The organism is Streptomyces sp. PA03-5A (genome assembly GCF_033792725.1).
Lineage (GTDB): Bacteria > Actinomycetota > Actinomycetes > Streptomycetales > Streptomycetaceae > Actinacidiphila.
The window spans coordinates 19,702-39,798 of record NZ_JARAVL010000022.1 but is presented as its reverse complement, the minus strand read 5'-3'; the positions used below and the strand labels follow the sequence as shown (position 1 = coordinate 39,798).

Below are 20,097 nucleotides of genomic sequence, written 5' to 3'. Positions count from 1 at the left end.
AAAAGGGTTGTACGGACGCGGTGTGAAGGTTCTCACGGCCCGGCGAAGTTGATCACCGGAGATCTAAAAGTCCAGGTCAGCGCCTGGCCTCTGGAGTAACACGTGTACCGTACGGTTAACTTTTGAACACAAGTTCTCCATGGGATTCCCTTGTATGGCGCAAGCGTGCGAGGATCGTGCTCCTGTTCGGTCAGTGGTTTAGGCGCCTGGGGGGCATCTGAGCGCCACTGGCCAAAACGTCCGAAAGTCGTTGAGGGGTAGGGGCCCGGGACAGGACGTTGTCGTGGTAGGCCCAGCCGTGCCATGACCGGGATTCTCGCTGGCTCAACGCATTGTCATCTGCAGGGGAGTTCAACAGTCGCCATGGCCGTCACACAGGTCGATGGGGTTGTGCCGCACTCGCGGCACAACGCCAAGTTGGCACAACGCACCGCCGCTTGGAAGCCGGGGATGCTGCCGTTCCTGATTCCCTTCACGCTGCTGCTGGCTTTCGGTCTGTGGTCGTACTCGCCCAGCCGGACCCCGCTCAGCTGGGCGCTGAGCATCGTCTGGTCGCTGCCCGTCGTGGGTGTGCTGGTGGGTATCCAGGGCGCGTGGCTGATCCGCCGCAGGATCAAGCGCAGCGTCAACATGGTGCCGCCGGCCCCTGTCGAGCAGGACTTCCTCATCGTGCTGGTGCCGACCATCGGACGCCACGACACCTATCCGGCGCTCGAGCGCTCCGTGCTCTCGTATGTCGAGCACCTGCCGGAATGGTTCCCGTACATGCGCGTGGACGTCCTCACCGAGGAAGGCTGCGAGGCCGCGGCGGACATCGACCGGCTGGCCACCGTCCACCCGCTGATCCGTGTCGTCACGGTGCCCAAGGCGTACGCCACGGCCAACGGCACCCGCTTCAAGGCACGCGCCAACCACTACGCGCACGAGCTGCGCATCGCCGAGGGCGAGGCGCTCGACGACGTGTGGGTGCTGCACATGGACGATGACACCGGGGTCGGCCCCGACACCGCGGCGGCGCTCGCGCAGTTCATCAACCGCCAGCGGCGCGCCTCGCCCGAAGAGGCCAAGCACATGGCCCAGGGGATTCTCACCTACCCGCGCGAAAGCGCGGTCAACATGTTCACCTGGCTCGCCGACGCCGTGCGCCCCGCGGACGACATCGCGCGATTCCGGGCGCTCACCGGAATGGGAACCCCGGTGGCCGGCGTGCACGGCGAACTCCTCGTTCTCCGGGCTTCGATCGAGGCGACGATCGGCTGGGACTTCGGGCCGAAGGCAATTGTCGAGGACGCACAACTCGCCCTCTCGTTCTGCCGTCGTTATCCGGGACGCAGCGACTGGTTCAACGGCCGTTGCTACGGCGCTTCTCCCGCCACCGCCAAGGATTTCGTGAAGCAGCGCGACCGGTGGGCCTGGGGTCTGGTCGCCCTGTGCTTCAACCGGACGATCCCGCTCCGCTACCGGTGGTTTCTCGCCATCTGTGTGGCGACCTGGATCCTCGGTCCGCTCCAGCACATCGGCGCCGTGCTGCTGTTCGGCTGGCTCATCAACGACATGAACACCTCGCCCGTGACCCAGTCCGTGGTCATCCTGTGGGCCCTCAACTTCGCCTACGTCATCTGGACCTACTGGGAGGGTCTGCGGCTGAACGCGGTCGCGTCGGCCAGCGGCCGGCGCAAGTGGTGGGAGCCGATCGTCGTGGTCGCTCTCATCCCCGTCTTCTCCGTGATGGAGGGACTCGGCGGCTTCAAGGGCTTCCTGAGGTTCGTCCGGCGCGAAGAGAACAAGTTCGTCGTCATCGCCAAGCCCGCCTGACCGCCCGGAAGACAACTGACATGCGCTCGCGCCTTCCCCTGCTCGCCGTCTTTCCGGTGAGCGTCCTCAGCATCGTGCTGGGCACCCCCTTCGTCCTCGGCGACCACCCGGTCCGCTGGGTGTCGGGCTCGGCGATACCCAAGATCGTCGTTGGCGACGCCGGGGACTCCGCCACTCCGAAGGGCGACGTCACCGACACACCGTCGGCGTCCTCGCCGTCCGATTCCCCGTCTTCCCCCGCCGAGGCCCTCCAGGTCGCCAAGCCCTGGAAGAAGGGCATGGCCCAGTGGGGCGTACAGCTCTACTGGGAGGAGGAGAAGCGGAAACGATCCGACACGTTCATCGAGGCGCAGGCCGGCAAGCAGGCGAAGTACCTCATCGGCCTGGGCGCGAACTCGGTGTCGGTCTCGTTCCCGTTCTTCATCGAGAACTCCACGTCCAACAAGCTCTCGGCCGGTGCCAAGACCCCGTCCCCGGAACGTCTCGAGCGCGTGCTGAAGGTCTTCAAGGACGCCGGGTTCCGCACCACGATCCGCCCGATCCTGGACGAAGGCACCCTGGAGCAGTCGAACGGCTGGCGCGGAAACATCGAGCCCGACTCGCGGTCCGCCTGGTTCGCCTCGTACAAGCAGTTCCTCACCCCGTACCTCAAGGTCGCCGACGACACGAAGGCGGACACCTTCGTGATCGGTACCGAGCTGAACTCCCTCGAAGGCGACACCGGCTGGGACAGCCTGGTCACCTACGCCGAGAAGGACTTCTCCGGGGAGGTCGCCTACGACGCCAACTGGGACAACTACGTCTCCGGCCGGATCAACATGCCGGTCAACCACCTCGGCGTCGACGCCTACTTCCCCATCAAGGTGCCGGACACCGCTCCGGTCCAGGACCTGGTCGAGGGCTGGAACGACTGGCTGGACAAGAAGGCCACCGGTCCGCTGCCGAACATCCTCGTCTCCGAGACCGGCATCGGCGCCATGGACGGCGCCTACCACGCCCCCGGTGACTTCTACGTCAAGCGGGCCGTCAACCCGCAGGTGCAGGCGCATTGGTACGACGCCGTCTGCCAGGTGGTGCAGGAGCGCAAGATGCAAGGCATCTACTGGTGGTCGCTCTGGTTCGACGACGACCCGAACACCAAGCCCGACGACAAGGTCGCCTCCCGGCTCGACTTCGCCGGGCGCCCCCTCTCGGAGAAGGCCATCAAGTCCTGCTTCACCTCTGACTACGCGGGACCCGGTACCACCCCCACCAGCTGACCGAGCGGAGGCAATCATGCAAGAAGCCATCATCCTGGTGGGCGGCAAGGGAACCCGCCTGCGCCCGCTGACGAACCACACCCCGAAGCCGCTGCTCAATGTGGCGGGCTCGTCCTTCATCCGGCACCAGATCGCCAAGCTGATGGACGCGGGGGTCGAGCACGTGGTGTTCGCCACCTCGTACCTCGCCAGCCTCTTCGAGGAGGAGTTCAAGGACTTCTCCCGGGATCTGCGGATCTCCTACGCCGTCGAGGACGTCCCGCTCGGCACCGGCGGGGCCATCCGCAACGCCGCGCGCCTGCTGCGCGGCGGCCCCGCCGACGCACCGGTCCTCATCCTCAACGGCGACATCCTGTCCGGCGTGGACCTGCGCGCCATCCTGGCGCGGCACGAGGAAAAGGACGCGGACGTCACCCTGTACCTCACCCGGGTCGCCGACCCGCGCGCCTTCGGCCTCGTCCCCACCGACGAGGACGGCCGGGTGCTGTCCTTCCTCGAGAAGCCCAAGACGGCCGAGGAGTGCGTCACCGACCAGATCAACGCCGGCTGCTATGTCTTCGGCCGGTCCGTGCTGGACACCATCCCCGCCGGCCGCGAGGTCTCGGTCGAGCAGGAGACCTTCCCGCAGCTCGTCGCGCAGGGACGGCGCGTGTTCGGCCACACCACGGATGACTACTGGCGCGACCTCGGTACGCCGCTGGCCTTCGTCCACGGCTCGGCCGACCTGGTCACCGGCAAGGCGCCCTCCCCCCTCGTGGAGACGCCCGCCGACAACCTGATCCATCCCACGGCCTCCGTCGACCCGACCGCCCTCGTCACGGGCGGCTCGACGATCGGCCCGCATGCCCTGATCGGTCCGCACGTGGTCGTCGATCGCTCCATCCTCGGTGCGAACGTCACCGTGGCCGAAGGCGCCCGCATCCGCGAGTCCGTGGTCGACCACGACTCCTCGATCGGCAGCGAATCGTTCCTTCACGAGGTCGTCGTGGGCTGCCACGCCCACATCGGCGCGCAGAACGAGCTGCCCGCCCAGCTGCGGCTGTCGTGCGGCATCCGCATTCCCGCCCAAGGGGTGCGCGTCAGCGGAACGGCTGTCGCCTGCCCGACGGTCCACTGAAGCAGCCGGTCGGCCCCCGCGGGCCCAACCGGGCATTTTCTGGAGAATCGTGACCACCCACGCCTCAACGGCCGTCAGTCCGCAGCCTTCGCACCGGCACCGGCCGGAGCCCCAGCCGGAGAAGACGGACCGCCTGCGCAAGTACCGCCCGGACCTCCAGGGTCTGCGTGCCGTCGCCATCATGATGGTGGTCGCGATGCACTGCGGCATCGTCGACATCCACGGCGGCGTCGACATCAGCTTCGTGCTGAGCGGCTTCCTCATCGGCAGTCAGCTCCTCGGTGAGATCAGCCGGACCGGCAAGGTCTCGCTGGGCAAGTTCTGGGCCCGGCGCTTCCGCCGGCTCGCGCCCGGCGCCTCGCTCACCATCGTGGTCACCGCGGTCTTCGCCTGGTTCTTCGCCGGTCCGTTCTCCTTCCGCGACTACATGAAGGACGGCTTCGCGGCCTCCCTGAGCTTCATCAACTGGCGGCTCGCCGAGAACGGCACCGACTACTTCGCCAACGACGGAAGCCAGTCCCCCTACCAGCACTTCTGGTCGCTCGGCATCGAGGAGCAGTTCTACGTCGTCGCGCCGATCGCGCTCGTCATCGTCGCCTGGCTCAGCCGGGTGCTCACCCGCAGCCGCTTTCTGATAGGACTCTTCCTCGCCGCGGCCATCGCCGGCTCGCTCTACCTGTCGGTCACCCAGACCAAGTCGGACCAGCCGCTCGCCTACTTCGGCACCCAGACCCGGGTCTGGGAGCTGGCCCTCGGCGTCTTCGTCGCTCTCAACGCCAGGCTCCTCTCCCGTATGAACCTGTGGTTCGCGGGCTTCCTCACCTGGGTCGGCATCCTCGGCGCGGTGGGCACCGCGCTGCTCATCAACGAGCACACCCCGCTGCCCGGCTACGCGGTGGCCGGGCCGGTGGTGGGCGCCGCACTGGTGATCGCCGGCGGTTGCGCCGCGCCCCGCCTCGGTGCCGAAAAGCTCCTCGACAACCCGGTCTTCGACTTCATCGGCAATGCCAGCTACAGCTGGTACCTGCTGCACTGGCCGCTGCTCATCCTGTTCCCGGAGATCATCAACCGGGAGTTCGGCTATTCCGACCGCTGGCGGGTGGCGGTGCTCTCCTTCCTCCTCGCCGTCTGCATGCACTACCTCGTCGAACGGCCCTTCAAGGCGAACGTCCGGATGGTCCAGATACCGTGGCGCGGCATCCTCATGGGGGTGTCCCTGACCGCCGCCGCCGCCGTCGTCATGACTCTCGCCGTGCGTGTGGTGCCGCTCAATCTGTCCATCACCCTGTCCGGGAACAGCGCGGCGGCCGTGGGCTTCAGCGGCACCGACTCGGTGAAGGCTGCGGTGGCCGAGCGTGCCAGGCCCGAGCTCAGCGAGGAGTACCTGCTGAAGTCACCGAAGGATCAGACCGGGCACGGGTGCATCGACAACATCGACGTCGCGACGTTCGTCATGCGTGACGACTGCGTCATCGGCGACCCGGACGGGAAGGCCACGGTCGTCGTCTTCGGAGACTCCCACTCCTGGCAATGGGGCAACGCCTTCGAGGAGGTCGGAAAGAACCTCCACGCGAAGATGGTGACCATCGCGAAGGGCGGCTGCAGCCCGGAGGCCTACGAGATCACCCGCGAGGATCTCGGGCGCGACTACAGCGAATGCACCAGCTGGCGGAAGTCCGCCATGGACTACATCGCCAAGATCAAGCCGGACGTCATCGTTGTCACGGACCGCGCCCAGCCGACCGCCACACGCGACGGCGCCGAGGAGACGTTCGACGCGCTCAAGGCCACGGGTGCGCACCTCATCTTCCTGACGGACACCCCGTATCCGGGCTTCAGCGTCCCTGACTGTCTGGCAGGAAGCTCGGGCAAGATCTCGTCCTGCAGCCCGAAGGCCGAGAAGATCCTCGACCACCCGGAGATCCGTGCCATGGAACGCGAAGTGGCCGAGGAACACGGAGCCGAGGTCATCGACTCCACACCCGCCCTCTGTGCGGACGGATACTGTCCCGCCGTGATCGGCGGAAGGGTCGTCTACTTCGACTACAGCCACATGACGGGCAGCTACGCCCGCTCCCTGGCCCCCTATCTGGAGCCGACCTTCAAGAAGGTCCTGGCGAGCTGATCGCGTCGGCCCGATCCCACCCCGGGCGGCTCACAGCCGCGCGGCCGCCCCTACCGGGGTGGCCCCGCGGGTGTCCAGCATCAGCTGGGCCTTCACCGCCAGGCCCTGCATGTCGTAGGTGCGGTGGTGCTGGAGCAGGACTGTCAGGTCGGCGTGCGCCGCGGCCTCCCACAGGGAGTCGGCGCGGGGGACCGGGCGGTCCAGCACCCGCCACTGCGGGGCGTACGGGTCGTGGTAGCTCAGCTGCGCCCCCAGCTCGACGAGCCGGGCGCCGATCTCGCCGGCCGGCGAGCGCTCCTGGTCCGGCAGGTCCGGCTTGTACGTCACGCCCAGCAGCAGCACGCGCGCCCCGCGCAGCGACTTGCCGTGCTCGTTCAGCAGGGCGGCGGCGCGCTGCACCACGTAGCGCGGCATGCGGGCGTTGACCTCCTGCGCGTACTCGACCAGGCGCAGCGGATGGCCGCCCACCCGGCCCTGGTACGGCCGGTGACCGGGGTCCAGCGGCATGGTGTGGCCGCCGACCCCGGGGCCGGGGCGGAAGGCCTGGAAGCCGTGGGGGCGGGTCTCGGCGCAGCGGATGACGTCCCAGACGTCCACGCCGATGTCGTGGCAGAACACGGCCATCTCGTTCGCCAGGGCGATGTTGACGTGCCGGTGGTTGGTCTCCAGCAGCTGCACGGTCTCCGCCTCGCGCACCCCCCGGGCCCGGACGATCCGCTCGGTGAACCGGCCGTAGAAGACGGCCGCGGCCTCCGTGCAGGCGGGGGTGAGCCCGCCGATCACCTTCGGTGTGCCGGGGTGCCGCGCGGGGGCGTACGCCAGGTGGAAGCCGTGGCCGGCCCGCAGGCCGGAACCCTCCTCCAGCAGCGGACGCAGGAAGTCCTCCGTCGTCCCCGGGTACACCGGCGACTCCAGGACGACGGTGCTGTGCGGCCGCAGCTGTCCGGCCAGCGCGCGGGCGGCCTCCGCCAGCGCCGTCAGGTCCGGCTCCCCGCCTTCCCCGAGCGGGGTCGGCGCGCACAGCACGGCCGCCCGCACCCGGCCCAGGGCGGCCGTGTCCGCGGTCGCGCGGAAGCCGCCGGCGAGCATCCGCCGCACGTCGGCGGCGGCCAGCGCCCCGCAGGGCACCCGGTTGCCTGCGTTGATCGCCTCCACGACGTGCTCGTCCGGGTCGTACCCGATCACCCCCAGCCCGGCGGCGCTGGCCGCCTGCGCGAGGGGCAGCCCGGCGTGGCCGAGTCCGATGACTGCGAGGTCTGCGGGCATGGGGGTCCTCTCCGGCGGCGGGGTGCGTCCTGGTACGTCCTGGTACCCAAATGGCGCGAAATCAGGCTAACCAGACAGGTAGCTGATATGACTGCACGCCACGCGGTCCGGCCCCCTCCTGTGGAGCCCGCCCCTCGTGCGCGAGTGCGTTGCGCCTGCGCCGGGCTGCCCGGTTGTTGTGTGCGGCGCCCTTGTGGTTGCTGTTGGGGGGTTTCCCGCCGCCCGCCCTCCCCCCGGCCGAAGGCTGGGGGAGGGCGGGCGGGTGGGGGATGCCCGCCGCAGGCGCAAACAACCCGCACGGACGAACCGGGGACCGGCGGAGCCCGAAGTAGCCGGGGGCCACGACACGGGTAACGATCGTGGGGACGGGGAATGCGCTGAGGCGCGACCCCGCGTCACGACGGGAGGCCAGGATGCTGACGGCGACACTGGGACCGGCGGAGCGTTCCTCCGCGCTCGCCCGGATGGCGGAGCAGGAACTCGACGTACTCGTGGTGGGCGCGGGCGTCGTGGGCGCCGGGACGGCGCTGGACGCCGCGACGCGCGGGCTGGCGACCGGCATCGTGGAGGCCCGCGACTGGGCGTCCGGGACGTCGAGCCGGTCGAGCAAGCTGATCCACGGCGGGCTGCGCTACCTGGAGATGCTGGACTTCGCCCTCGTCCGGGAGGCCCTCAAGGAGCGCGGTCTGCTGCTCCAGCGCCTGGCGCCGCACCTGGTGAAGCCGGTGCCGTTCCTGTACCCGCTGCAGCACCGGGTGTGGGAGCGCTTCTACGCGGGCGCCGGTGTGACGCTGTACGACACGATGGCGTTTTCCTCCGGGCACGGCCGCGGTCTGCCGCACCACCGCCACCTGAGCCGGAAGAACGCGCTGCGGGTGGCGCCGTGCCTGCGGAAGGAGGCCCTGGTCGGGGCGCTGCAGTACTACGACGCGCAGATGGACGACGCCCGGTACACGATGACGCTGGTCAGGACGGCCTCCGCGTACGGCGCGCTAGCCGCGAACCGGGCCCGCGTGATCGGCTTCCTGCGCGAGGGCGAGCGCGTGGTGGGCGCCCGGGTCGAGGACGTGGAGGCCGGGGGCGTCTACGAGGTGCGCGCCCGGCAGATCGTGAACGCCACCGGGGTGTGGACGGACGACACGCAGGCGCTGATCGGGGAGCGCGGCCAGTTCCACGTGCGGGCGTCCAAGGGGATACACCTGGTCGTGCCGAAGGACCGGATCCACTCCTCGACGGGGCTGATCCTGCGGACCGAGAAGAGCGTGCTCTTCGTGATCCCGTGGGGCCGGCACTGGATCGTCGGGACCACGGACACCGACTGGAGCCTGGACAAGTCGCACCCGGCCGCGTCCAGCGCGGACATCGACTACCTGCTGGAACACGTCAACTCCGTGCTCGCCGTGCCGCTGACGCGGGACGACGTGGAGGGCGTGTACGCGGGCCTGCGGCCGCTGCTGGCCGGGGAGTCGGAGGCCACCAGCCAGCTGTCGCGCGAGCACACCGTGGCGCACCCGGTGCCGGGCCTGGTGGTGGTCGCGGGCGGCAAGTACACGACGTACCGGGTGATGGCCAAGGACGCGGTGGACGCGGCCGTGCACGGTCTGGCGCACCGGGTCGCCGAGTGCGTCACCGAGGAGGTCCCGCTGGCCGGTGCGGAGGGCTACCACGCCCTGTGGAACGCGCGGGCCCGGATCGCGGCGCGCACCGGCCTCCACGTGGCGCGGATCGAGCACCTGCTCAACCGCTACGGCTCGCTCTGCGAGGAACTGCTGCAGCTGATCGAGGACGACCCGTCGCTGGGCCGCCCGCTCGGCGCGGCCGACGACTACCTGCGTGCCGAGGTCGTCTACGCCGCCTCGCACGAGGGGGCGCGGCACCTGGACGACGTGCTCACCCGGCGCACCCGCATCTCCATCGAGACCTTCGACCGCGGCACGCTCAGCGCCCGTGAGGCCGCCGAGCTGATGGCCCCCGTCCTGGGCTGGGACAAGGAGCAGGTGGAGAAGGAGGTCGAGCACTACGAGAAGCGGGTCGAGGCCGAGCGGGAGTCCCAGCGCCAGCCCGACGACCAGACCGCGGACGCCGCCCGGCTGGGCGCCCCGGACATCGTCCCGCTGTAGCCGCCGCCGGTACGCCGCGCGAGGCGTGGGCCACGGCTTTGGCGGTTCCCGTGGCCCGGCCGGATATCGTTCCTTCTCGTAGGTTGCAGGAAGGGGCGCGCGATGTCCGAGCTCGGACGCCTGGTGGCCGGGAGATACCGGCTGGTCGAGCGGATAGGCCGTGGCGGCATGGGTACGGTCTGGCGGGCCGAGGACGAGCTGCTGGGCCGTGCGGTGGCGGTCAAGCGCCTCCACCAGCCCCAGCCGCACCTGCAGGACGACGAGCTGGAGACGTTGTTCGAGCGGACCCGGCGGGAGGCGCGCAGTGCGGCGCGGATCAGTCATCCCAATGTCGTGGTGGTGCACGACGTGGTGGACGACGAGGGTCTGCCGACGATCGTGATGGAGTACGTGCCGTCGACGACCTTGGGCGATCTGCTGAAGGAGCGGGGTCCGGTGGCGCCGGGGGAGGCGGCCCGGATCGGCCGGGGGATGGTGGCGGCGTTGCGTGCGGCGCATGCGGCGGGGGTGCTGCACCGGGATGTGAAGCCGGGCAACGTGTTGTTGTCGGCGTCGGGGCGGGTGGTGCTGACGGACTTCGGGATCGCGCAGGCTTCGGGGACGTCGACGCTGACGCGGACGGGTGAGCTGATCGGTTCGATCGACTTCCTGGCTCCGGAGCGGCTGACCGGTGGTGCTCCGGGTCCTGAGGCGGATCTGTGGGCGTTGGGGGCGACGTTGTTCCAGGCGGTGGAGGGGCGTTCGCCGTTCCGCCGGGACACGGCGATCGAGACGGCGTACGCGATCGCCACCGATGAGGTGCCGGTGGCGGGCCGGGCGGGGCCGTTGGCGCCGGTCATCGCGGGGTTGCTGGTGCGGGAGCCGGAGCGGCGTCTGTCGGCGGCGGAGGCCGAGCGGGTGCTGCGGGCGAGCGCCGCCGAGACCGAGACCGCCAGCGTCCCCCGCGAGAGCCTCACCCTGTTGCACACCGCGCCGACCGCCGTCGTCCGGCCCCCGGCACCGGCCGCGCAGCCCGCGCCGTCGCCCGCCCCCACGGTCCCCTCGGGGGTCCCGGTCCCGCCGCCCGCCCCGGAGCGGCGTCGCCGCACCGGCGTACGGGTGCTGGTGGCCGTGGCGCTGGCCGCCGCCCTCGCGGGCGGCGGGTTCTACGCCGCCGAGCACTTCGGCAGCGCCGGCGGCGCGCAGGGCGACGGGGCGCGGCCGAGCCATTCCGCGACGTCGTCGCCCCCCTCACCCTCCTCGCCATCCTCGCCCGCACCGTCCGTGCCGGGCCCGTCGCCCGTGCCGGCCGGCTACCACCTGGCGGAGGAACCGGACCGCGGGTTCTCGGTCCCGGTGCCCGACGGGTGGACCCGCAAGGTCAGCGACGACGGCCAGCAGGTCATCTACGTCGACCCGACCGGTCTGGCCGGCATGCGGATCGGCACGCTGGACTACGCGGCCAACGACCCGCTGGAGCACTTCGAGGAAGAGGAACAGCAGACCATCCCCAAGCTGCCCGGGTACGAGCGGCTGCGCATGCAGAGCACCCGCTGGCGCGAGCGCCCGGCGGCCATCTGGGAGTTCAGCTTCGAGGGCAAGGCCCGCGACTTCCGCGCCATCGACCTGGGCTTCGGGGAGCCCGGTGAACGCGAGTTCGCCGTCTACCTCTCCGCGCCGACGGCTCAATGGGGTGATTTCCGGCCGGTCTTCGACAACGCGGTGGCCGGACTCGTCGTCCACGACTAGCACACGTCGGGGCCGGGGTGGGACCACGGCCCCGAGTCAGGGATGATGGAGGTCTCCATCCCCCGGTCGCCGACAGCAGGCGATGAGGGAGCTTCATCTTCAGCGACGGCAGAGGGAATTCATGGGCCAGGCGCACGACACCGACCAGCGTCTCATCGCCGACCGCTACCGTCTCGGCGCCGTCCTCGGCAAGGGCGGCATGGGTACCGTCTGGCGGGCCGTCGACGAGACGCTCGGTCGCACGGTCGCCGTGAAGGAGCTGCGCTTCCCGCACAACATCGACGAGGACGAGAAGCGCCGCCTGGTGACCCGCACCCTGCGCGAGGCCAAGGCGACCGCCCGGATCCGCAACACCGGGGCCGTGACGGTCTTCGACGTCGTCGAGGAGGACGGCCGGCCCTGGATCGTCATGGAGCTGGTCGAGGGCCGCTCGCTGTCGGACGCGATCCGCGAGGACGGACCGCTCACGCCCAAGCGGGCCGCCGAGGTCGGGCTGACCGTCCTGGACGTCCTGCGGGCCGCCCACAAGGAGGGCATCCTCCACCGCGACGTGAAGCCGTCCAACGTCCTGATCGCCGACGACGGCCGCGTCGTGCTCAGTGACTTCGGCATCGCCCAGATCGACGGCGACCCGTCGGTCACCTCCACCGGCATGCTCGTCGGCGCTCCCTCGTACATCTCGCCGGAGCGGGCGCGCGGCCAGAAGCCGGGCCCGCCGGCCGACCTGTGGTCGCTGGGCGCCCTGCTGTACGCCTCGATCGAGGGCCGGCCGCCGTACGACAAGGGCTCCGCCATCGCCACGCTCACGGCGGTCATGACCGAGCCGCTGCGCACCCCGCGCAACGCGGGCCCGCTGGCCGACGCGATCCAGGGGCTGCTCAACAAGGACCCCGAGCTGCGGCTGGACGACGCGGGTGTGCGCCCGCTGCTCACCGGCGTCGCCCACGCGCCGGACGTCCCGGTCGCGGAAGCCACGCGCACCATGCCGCTGCCGCCCTCCGACCCGCAGCCGACGCCCACCGACGCGCCGCCGGCCACCCGGGCCGCCGCCGCCGACCAGGCGGCGCTGCGGGCCGCCAAGGCCAAGCCGGAGCCCGAGACCGCCCCGGCGGCCGCGGTCACCCCGGCGACCGCGTCCGCGCCGGTCGCGCCGGTACCGGTCCCCGCCCCAGCCGCCGCCCCCCGGGTGCCGCTCCTGGCCTCGCTGGACGAGCGCCGCCGCCGCGGACTGCTCTTCGCGGCGGTCGTGCTGGCCCTCGCGCTGCTCGGGACCGGGATCGGGTTCTGGGCCGCCCAGGGCGACGACGACCCGGGCGCCAGGCAGCCCGCCAAGCCGCCCTCCTCGGCGAGCCCCAAGTCCGGTGACGACGGCGTCCAGGACGGCAAGGGCGGCGACGACCAGGGCAAGGGGAGCGAGGACGGCTCCGGCAAGGGCGGCGACGACAAGGGGAACGACGACAACTCCGGCAAGGGGTCGGGCAGTTCCTCCTCCGGGTCCTCGGGCGGCTCCGGCAGCGGGAAGGACGGCGCCGCCGCCGTTCCGGCCGGCTGGAAGACCTACACCGACTCCGAGGGCTTCTCGATAGCGCTGCCGGCCGGCTGGGCCGCGAACAAGGAGCGGGCCGGCAACGGCTGGATCTTCAACGCCCGCCACAGCCCCCGGGTCCAGGTCGACTACACCCACAGCCCGGGCAAGAGCGCGGCGGACGCCTGGCGCCAGAACGAGTCGGGTACCGCGGCCAGGTTCCCCGGTTACCAGCGGGTGTCCATAAAGGACGTGGACTACCGCGGCTACCGCACCGCCGCCGACTGGGAGTTCACCTACACCTCCGGCGGCACCAAGATGCGCGCCGTCAATCGCGGCTTCGTCGTGGACGACGGTCACGGATACGCCATCCTCTTCATCGCGCCGGACGCCGGGTGGAACGGCAAGAAGACCACGGAGATGCGTGAGGCGCTCTACAAGACCTTCAAACCGGCCAAGTGACGCCGCTCGAGCACGTATCGTGAGTCATTGCGGACTGTCCGCATCCAGAACGGATCGGATCTGACGCTTTGGGGAGGCGTCGTGGACGACTACGCGGGACGCGTACTGGCCGACCGCTACCGCCTGCCGCGGCCGCCCGCCGACGAGTTCGAACTGGTGGAGACCCGGGCCTGGGACACCTTCAGCAACCAGGAGGTGCTGATACGCCAGGTCCTGCTCCCCGAGGTCGTCAGCGCCGAGCCCGAGCCCCAGCACGGTGACGGCGGGGACACCGCCCGCCGGGCCCTGGAGGCGGCGCGGGCCGCGGCCGCGATACCCGATCACCCCCGGCTGGTGCAGGTCTTCGACATCTTCGTCGAGGACGGCAGCGTGTGGATAGTGAGCGAGCTGGTCGCCGCCCGCCCGCTCGCCGCGGTCCTCGCCGACAAGCGGCTCAGCCCGTACCGTGCCGCCGAAGTGGCCTCCGACGTGCTGACCGCGCTGCGCGTGCTGCACACGCAGGGCTGGGTCCACCGCAACGTCACCGGCCGGACCGTGCTGGTCTGCGACGACGGCCGGGCGATGCTCTCGGGCCTGGCCGTGGGCGCCGCCCAGGAGGCGCTGTGCGGGTACAACCCGGTGCCGGTGCCCGCCATGGCCGGGGGCGGTGAGGCACCCGGCGGCAGCTGGGACGGCCCGCACTCCGCGCTGGAGCTGGAGCGCGCCCGGCAGGCCCGGCTCACCGTGGTCGGCCCGGTCACCGAGCGGTGGGCCCCGGAGCAGGCCACCGAGGTCCACGAGAACTGGCAGCTCGCCCCGCCGGTCGGCCCGGCCGCCGACCTGTGGGCGCTGGGGTCCCTGCTGTTCCGCAGCGTCCAGGGGCATCCGCCGTTCCCGGAGGAGAGCACGGCGGAACTGGTCCAGCTGGTCATCGCCGAGCCGCCCGCGTACGCCGAGGAGTGCGGCCCGCTGCGGCCCGTCGTGGAGTCCCTGCTCCGCCAGGACCCGGAGGAGCGGCCCGACGCGGAGGAGCTGCGCGGCTGGCTGCGCTCGCTCGTCCGGTCCGCGCCCGAGCCGGACCTGGGGCTGAGCACGGTGCCCGTGCCCGCCGACGATCCGCACAAGCTGCCGGTCGTACGGCGCCGCGGCGAACTGGTGCGCCGCCGCAAGGCCGCCGCCGACCCCGTACCCGCCCATCCCGCCCACGGGCGCCACAAGCGCACCAAGGAGCGGCGGCAGGGGACGGCACGCGGCCCGCGCAGCCTCGGGGTCACCCTGGTCGCCCTGGTGCTGCTCCTGATGGTCGCCGCCGTGCTGTACGCGGTGCTCTTCATGCCGCGCGGCGGGGCGGCGGACGACCGGGGCGCGGCCGGCGCCACGCGGACCCTGCCCGCGCAGGTGCCCGGCGGCGACGAGCGGCCGCAGACGACCAAGCCGTCGGGCACCAAGGCCCCGCGGAGCACGGCCCCCGCCACGAGCGCCCCGCCGCCCACGCGGTCCGCCCCCGCGGACGACGCCGCCACCACGGGCCTCGGCGGCGACTTCCGGCTGCGCACCGACCCGGCCGGCTTCAGCCTCGCCGTCCCCAACGGCTGGCAGCGGACCGGGAGGAACGCCGACGGTCAGGTCCGCTACACCGGCGGCGACTACCAGCTGCTCGTCGTACCCGGCCGCGACTCCGTCGCCGACAAGGGCGGCGACCCGATCGTCTACCAGAACGACGAGCCGGAGCTGGCGGGCTTCCGCGCCTCCGGCTGGTCCTCGGCCTCCGGCCTGCGCCGCCTCGACATGGGCGGGATCGCCGCCGCCGAAGGGGAGTTCAGCTGGAGCGACGGCTCCGGGCGGCAGCTGTTCGCGCGCAACCTGGTGATGATCCGCGACGGCAGGTACCACGTGGTCCTGGTCATCGGGCCGGACGGCCGGCGCGCCGACGTCAAGCGGTACTTCGAGAAGGCCGCGGAGACCTACCGCACCACCTGAGTGCGGCCGGCCCGGACCGGAACCGCGCGGCTGCGGCGCGCGTCGCTGAAGCCGTGGGGGCAGGGGTGTGAGCGGGAGCGGAAGCGTGCTGGCCGGACGGTACCGGCTCGGCGACGTCATCGGCCGCGGCGGCATGGGCCGGGTGTGGGAGGCCCAGGACGTCGTGCTGCGGCGCACCGTCGCCGTCAAGGAGCTGACGCCCGGCGCCCACCTCGCCGAGGACGACCGCGCCGTGCTCCAGGAGCGCATGAAGCAGGAGGCCCGCGCCGCCGCCCGGATCAACCACCCCAACGTGGTGACCGTCCACGACGTCGTGGAACAGGACGGCCGGCCCTGGATCGTCATGGAACTGGTCGACGGCCGTTCCCTGGACGAGGTGGTGCGGCGGGACGGCCCGCTGCCGCCGCGGCGGGCGGCCGCCGTGGCCGCCGCCGTGCTGGAGGCGCTGCGCGCGGCGCACGCCGCGGGGGTGCTCCACCGGGACGTCAAGCCGGCCAACGTGCTGCTCGCCCGCGACGGCCGGGTCCTGCTGACGGACTTCGGCATCGCCGTCGTCGAGGGTGACTCGGCGATCACCCGGACCGGCGAACTCGTCGGCTCCGTCGACTACCTGGCGCCCGAACGGGCCCGCGGCGGCCGTCCCGGGCCGGAGTCCGACCTGTGGTCGCTGGGCGCCACGCTCTACGCGGCGGTCGAGGGCCGCTCGCCGTTCCGCCGCACCTCGCCGATCGGCACCCTGCAGGCCGTGGTGTACGAGGACCTGCCCGAACCCCGGGCGGCCGGGCCGCTGCGGCCGGTGATCGCGGCGCTGCTCGCCAAGGAACCGGCCGCGCGGCCGGAGGCCGGGCACGTGGCGACCACCCTTGCGGCCATCGCGGCCGGTGGTCCCCGGCGCCGCCCCGGCGGGCGGCGTACCGCCCTCGTGGCCGCCGCGGTCGCGGTGGCGCTGCTCGCGGGCACCGGAGCCGTCCTGGCGGTGGTGAAGCGGCACGGCGACGGCCCCGGGGTCCCGGCCGGCTACGTGCGGGTCCACGACCCGGCGGGGTTCAGCCTGACCGTGCCGCGCGGCTGGAAGCGGCAACTGGACGGCGACCAGATCGACTACACGCCCGACGACGGCGCCCACCGGCTGCGCATCGGCGTCGGCCGCGCGGCGCCGGGGCTCAATCCGTACATGCACCTGCTCGAACTGGAGAAGAGCGTCCGGGCGCTGCCCGGCTACACCCGGGTGCGGCTGCACCAGAACACCTTCCGGGGCGGTGACGGCTGCCTGTGGGAGTTCAGCTGGACCGACTCCAAGGAGCACCCCGGCCCGCGCCGCGCCGTCGACCAGGCGTACGTCGCGGCCGACGGCAGCGAGTACGCCCTCTACATGGGGGCGCCGGCGGGCGACTGGGCCGCCGCCTCCGCCGTTTTCCAGGTGGCGTTGCAGACCTGGCGACCGGATCCGGGGAACTGACGGTGCGGCATCATGGCCCCATGACGGGCGACGGGGGGCGGCTGGTCGCCGGGCGCTACCGGATCACGGGGCGGCTCGGGCGCGGCGGCATGGGCACGGTGTGGCGGGCCGACGACGAACTGCTGGGCCGCCGGGTGGCGGTCAAGGAGTTGCACGCCGACGGCGAGGAGGACCGCGCCCTGCGGGAGGCCCGCACGGTCGCGCAGATACGGCATCCCCATGTGATCGTCCTGTTCGACGTGGTCGAGGAGGACGGCCGCCCCTGGATCGTCATGGAACTCGTCGACGGCCGCTCCCTGGCCGAAGTCCTCGCCCAGGACGGCCCGTTGGCACCGCGCGAGGCCGCCCGCGTCGGCGCCGCCGTCACCGGTGCGCTGCGGGCGGCGCACGAGCGCGGGGTCCTCCACCGCGACATCAAGCCCGGCAACGTCCTCGTCGAGCACGGCACCGGGCGGGTCGTGCTGACCGACTTCGGCATCGCGCGGGTGGCGGGCGCGACCACGCTGACCAAGGCCGGGGACTTCGTGGGCTCTCCGGAGTACACCGCCCCCGAGCGCATGTCCGGGCAGGCCGCCGGGCCCGCCTCCGACCTGTGGTCGGTGGGCGTCCTGCTGTGCGCGGCCGTCGTCGGGCGGTCGCCGTTCCGCCGCGACTCCCTGGGGGAGGTGCTGCACGCCGTCGTCTTCGACGAGATCCGGCCGCCGGAGCGGACCGGGCCCCTGCTGCCGGTGGTCGAGGCGCTGCTGCGCCGCGAGCCGGGGCGGCGCCCGACCGCGGAGGAGACCGAGACCCTGCTCGCCGCCTACGCGGAGACCGGCGTGCCGCCCACCGCGGTGCCCGCGCCGGCGCCCCTCCCGGAGGCGGAGCGGCAGGACGCGCCGCTTCCCCGGGCCCGGCGCAGGCGGGCCCCGCTCGCGGCCGCGCTGGGCGTGGCGGTGCTGGCGGGGGCCGGTGTCGCGGCGGCGTCCCTGCTGCCGGACGGGGGATCGCCGGGGGGCGGCGCCTCCCCGGTCCGCACCGTCGCCACGAGCGGCAAGGCCACGCACGCCACCCCGTCCGCCGCGTCCACGCCGTCCGCCCCGGCGCCGTCCGCCCCGGCGCTCCCCGCGGGCTTCCGCACGGTCGACGATCCCGCCGGTTTCTCGCTCGCCCTGCCGGAGGGCTTCCGGCGCTCCCTGGAACCGCCGCGGATCTTCTACTACTCCGCCGGCGAGGAGTTCCGCGTCGGCATCCGCAGCCAGCCGCCGGACGCCCGCGGCCCCGAGGCGGTCATGCGGGCCCAGGACGCCTCGGGCCCTGCGGCGTACCAGGGCTACCGGGACGGTTTCGTCACCCCCACCACGCAGAACGGGCACCCGGCCGCGCTGTGGCAGTTCACCTGGGACGGCTTCACACCCGGCGAACCGCGCCGCACCTTCGACCTGTGCTGGGAGGAGGGCGGCCGCCAGTACGACCTGTGGGTCTCCTCGCCCCTCCAGCTGGCCGAGCGGGGACGGGACTACTTCGACACCGCCCGCGTCACCTTCCGCACCGGATGAGGTCCCGGCGCGGGCGGGCCGGGGACGGGTCGCGGCGTTCCTGCCAGCTTTTGCTGGCGTAATTGTGAAAACTGGCTACTGACGGGTATGCACGCGGTGTCACCGCGTCGTACGCTCCCGCCATGACGGACTCTCCTACTGCCGGTAACGGCAATCCGGTCGCCCCCTCCGGCAGCAGGACCGCCGCGGACGTGGTGACACCGGACCTCGTGGCGCGGCTGACGCGGGGCGTCGCCGGCAGCGGCCGCACCGTGAACCACACGCCGCTGACCGGCGAGAAGCTGGCGGAGCTCCCCGAGTCGACGCCGGAGGACGTGGCGGCGGCCTACGACCGGGCGAGGGAGGCGCAGAAGGCGTGGGCGGCGACGCCGGTGCGCCGCCGCGCCGCGGTGCTGCTGCGCTTCCACGACCTCGTGCTGGCCCGCCAGTCCGAGGTGCTGGACCTGATCCAGCTGGAGACCGGCAAGACGCGGCTGCACGCGCACGAGGAGGTGCTCGCGGTCGCCGTCGCCGCGCGGCACTACGGCGTCAAGGCCCCGTCGTACCTGAGGTCCAAGCGGCACACCGGCGCCATCCCGGCCCTCACCAAGGTGCGGGAGCTGCGGCACCCGCGTGGTGTCGTCGGCCAGATCGCGCCGTGGAACTACCCCCTGGAACTCTCCATCGGCGACGCGCTGCCCGCCTTTGCGGCCGGCAACGCCGTGGTGATGAAGCCCGACACCGAGACCGCGCTGACCGCCCTGTGGGCGCGCGAGCAGCTGATCGAGGCCGGACTGCCCGCCGACGTCTGGCAGGTCGTCATCGGGGAGGGCCCGGTCGTCGGCCCGGCGGTCGTGGAGCACGCCGACTACGTGTCCTTCACCGGCTCCACCCGTACCGGCCGGGACGTGGCCGCGCGGGCCGCGGCCCGCCTGATCGGCGCCTCCCTCGAACTCGGCGGCAAGAACGCCCTGCTGGTGCTGGAGGACGCCGACCTCGACAAGGCGGCCGAGGGCGCGGTCCGCGCCTGTTTCTCCTCGGCGGGCCAGCTGTGCATCTCCATCGAGCGGCTCTTCGTCCACGCGTCCGTCGCCGACGCCTTCCTGGAGCGCTTCACCGCGCGCGCCGGCGCCCTCAAGCTCGGCACCGCCCTCGCCTACGGCGCCGGGATGGGGTCGCTGGCCGGCGAGCGCCAGCTGGAGACCGTCACCCGGCACGTGGAGGAGGCCGTCGCCAAGGGCGCCACCGTCCTCACCGGCGGCAGGGCCCGGCCCGACGTCGGCCCGTACTTCTTCGAGCCGACCGTCCTGGACGGCGTCGAGCCGCCGATGGCCGTGTGCGCGGAGGAGACCTTCGGCCCGGTGGTGTCCGTGTACCGCTTCACCGACGAGGACGAGGCGGTCGAGCGCGCCAACGCGACGCCGTACGGCCTCAATTCCAGCGTCTGGACCAAGGACACGCGCCGCGGCGCCCGCATCGCCGCGCGTCTGCGCAGCGGCACCGTCAACGTCAACGAGGGCTACGCGCCGGCGTACGGCAGTGTGCAGTCCCCGATGGGCGGCATGAAGGACTCCGGGCTCGGCCGCAGGCACGGCTCCGAGGGCATCCTCAAGTACACCGAGGCGCAGACGGTGGCGACGCAGCGCCTGCTGCCGATGGCCCCGTCATTGGGCATGGACGACGCGGCGTACGCGGCCTTCATGAGCCGCAGCCTCCGGCTGATGAAGGCGCTGAGGCTCCGCTGA

Annotated in this window: 12 protein-coding genes; 11 read left to right on the top strand and 1 reads right to left on the bottom strand. The window is 72.2% G+C overall.

Annotated elements, in window-relative coordinates; genetic code table 11:
• The first annotated feature begins 303 nt into the window (after positions 1–303).
• The 4 genes from PV410_RS26220 to PV410_RS26205 are packed head-to-tail and all read left to right on the top strand — an operon-like array spanning position 304 to position 6,316.
• Positions 304–1,815: a glycosyltransferase family 2 protein gene (locus tag PV410_RS26220; protein ID WP_500328085.1), complete on the top strand. Its 1,512-nt coding sequence runs from the start codon at positions 304–306 to the stop codon at positions 1,813–1,815.
• A 20-nt stretch (positions 1,816–1,835) separates the two neighbouring features.
• Positions 1,836–3,074, top strand: coding sequence for a glycoside hydrolase family 113 (locus tag PV410_RS26215; RefSeq protein WP_500328084.1), 1,239 nt, complete (start codon positions 1,836–1,838; stop codon positions 3,072–3,074).
• A gap of 16 nt (positions 3,075–3,090) precedes the next feature.
• The gene (manB, locus tag PV410_RS26210; RefSeq protein WP_500328082.1) at positions 3,091–4,191 is read left to right on the top strand and encodes a mannose-1-phosphate guanylyltransferase; all 1,101 of its coding nucleotides are present in this window, start codon (positions 3,091–3,093) and stop codon (positions 4,189–4,191) included.
• Positions 4,192–4,240: 49 nt separating this feature from the next.
• Positions 4,241–6,316, top strand: coding sequence for an acyltransferase family protein (locus tag PV410_RS26205; protein ID WP_500328081.1), 2,076 nt, complete (start codon positions 4,241–4,243; stop codon positions 6,314–6,316).
• A 30-nt stretch (positions 6,317–6,346) separates the two neighbouring features.
• Here the strand turns inward: PV410_RS26205 and PV410_RS26200 are convergent, their stop codons facing one another.
• Positions 6,347–7,582, bottom strand: a complete 1,236-nt coding sequence (locus PV410_RS26200) for a nucleotide sugar dehydrogenase (RefSeq protein ID WP_500328079.1) — start codon at positions 7,580–7,582, stop codon at positions 6,347–6,349.
• A 413-nt stretch (positions 7,583–7,995) separates the two neighbouring features.
• On the opposite strand from PV410_RS26200, the gene PV410_RS26195 reads away from it, so the two are divergent.
• The 7 genes from PV410_RS26195 (at position 7,996) to PV410_RS26165 (ending at position 20,097) form a co-directional block, all read left to right on the top strand.
• Positions 7,996–9,702, top strand: a complete 1,707-nt coding sequence (locus PV410_RS26195; RefSeq protein WP_500328077.1) for a glycerol-3-phosphate dehydrogenase/oxidase — start codon at positions 7,996–7,998, stop codon at positions 9,700–9,702.
• Positions 9,703–9,804: 102 nt separating this feature from the next.
• Positions 9,805–11,430 carry a serine/threonine-protein kinase gene (locus PV410_RS26190; protein ID WP_500328076.1) on the top strand — a complete coding sequence of 542 codons (1,626 nt, stop codon included), beginning with the start codon at positions 9,805–9,807 and terminating at the stop codon, positions 11,428–11,430.
• A gap of 121 nt (positions 11,431–11,551) precedes the next feature.
• The gene (locus PV410_RS26185; protein ID WP_500328074.1) at positions 11,552–13,417 is read left to right on the top strand and encodes a serine/threonine-protein kinase; all 1,866 of its coding nucleotides are present in this window, start codon (positions 11,552–11,554) and stop codon (positions 13,415–13,417) included.
• 81 nt (positions 13,418–13,498) lie between these two features.
• A complete protein-coding gene (locus tag PV410_RS26180) occupies positions 13,499–15,376 on the top strand; it encodes a serine/threonine protein kinase (protein WP_500328073.1) in 1,878 nt (625 codons plus the stop codon).
• An 85-nt stretch (positions 15,377–15,461) separates the two neighbouring features.
• Entirely contained in the window at positions 15,462–16,835 is a 1,374-nt protein-coding gene (locus tag PV410_RS26175) for a serine/threonine-protein kinase (protein ID WP_500328071.1), read from the top strand.
• Between the two features lie 20 nt (positions 16,836–16,855).
• A complete protein-coding gene (locus PV410_RS26170) occupies positions 16,856–18,373 on the top strand; it encodes a serine/threonine-protein kinase (RefSeq protein WP_500328070.1) in 1,518 nt (505 codons plus the stop codon).
• Positions 18,374–18,495: 122 nt separating this feature from the next.
• Positions 18,496–20,097: a succinic semialdehyde dehydrogenase gene (locus PV410_RS26165; RefSeq protein WP_500328069.1), complete on the top strand. Its 1,602-nt coding sequence runs from the start codon at positions 18,496–18,498 to the stop codon at positions 20,095–20,097.

What these genes read in the sequence shown, in the direction of transcription:
- PV410_RS26220 (WP_500328085.1), top strand. Translation starts at nt 304, where the DNA reads ATGACCGGGATTCTCGCTGGCTCAACGCATTGTCATCTGCAGGGGAGT.
- PV410_RS26215 (WP_500328084.1), top strand. Translation starts at nt 1,836, where the DNA reads ATGCGCTCGCGCCTTCCCCTGCTCGCCGTCTTTCCGGTGAGCGTCCTC.
- manB (WP_500328082.1), top strand. Translation starts at nt 3,091, where the DNA reads ATGCAAGAAGCCATCATCCTGGTGGGCGGCAAGGGAACCCGCCTGCGC.
- PV410_RS26200 (WP_500328079.1), bottom strand. Translation starts at nt 7,582, where the DNA reads ATGCCCGCAGACCTCGCAGTCATCGGACTCGGCCACGCCGGGCTGCCC.
- PV410_RS26195 (WP_500328077.1), top strand. Translation starts at nt 7,996, where the DNA reads ATGCTGACGGCGACACTGGGACCGGCGGAGCGTTCCTCCGCGCTCGCC.
- PV410_RS26190 (WP_500328076.1), top strand. Translation starts at nt 9,805, where the DNA reads ATGTCCGAGCTCGGACGCCTGGTGGCCGGGAGATACCGGCTGGTCGAG.
- PV410_RS26185 (WP_500328074.1), top strand. Translation starts at nt 11,552, where the DNA reads ATGGGCCAGGCGCACGACACCGACCAGCGTCTCATCGCCGACCGCTAC.
- PV410_RS26170 (WP_500328070.1), top strand. Translation starts at nt 16,856, where the DNA reads ATGACGGGCGACGGGGGGCGGCTGGTCGCCGGGCGCTACCGGATCACG.
- PV410_RS26165 (WP_500328069.1), top strand. Translation starts at nt 18,496, where the DNA reads ATGACGGACTCTCCTACTGCCGGTAACGGCAATCCGGTCGCCCCCTCC.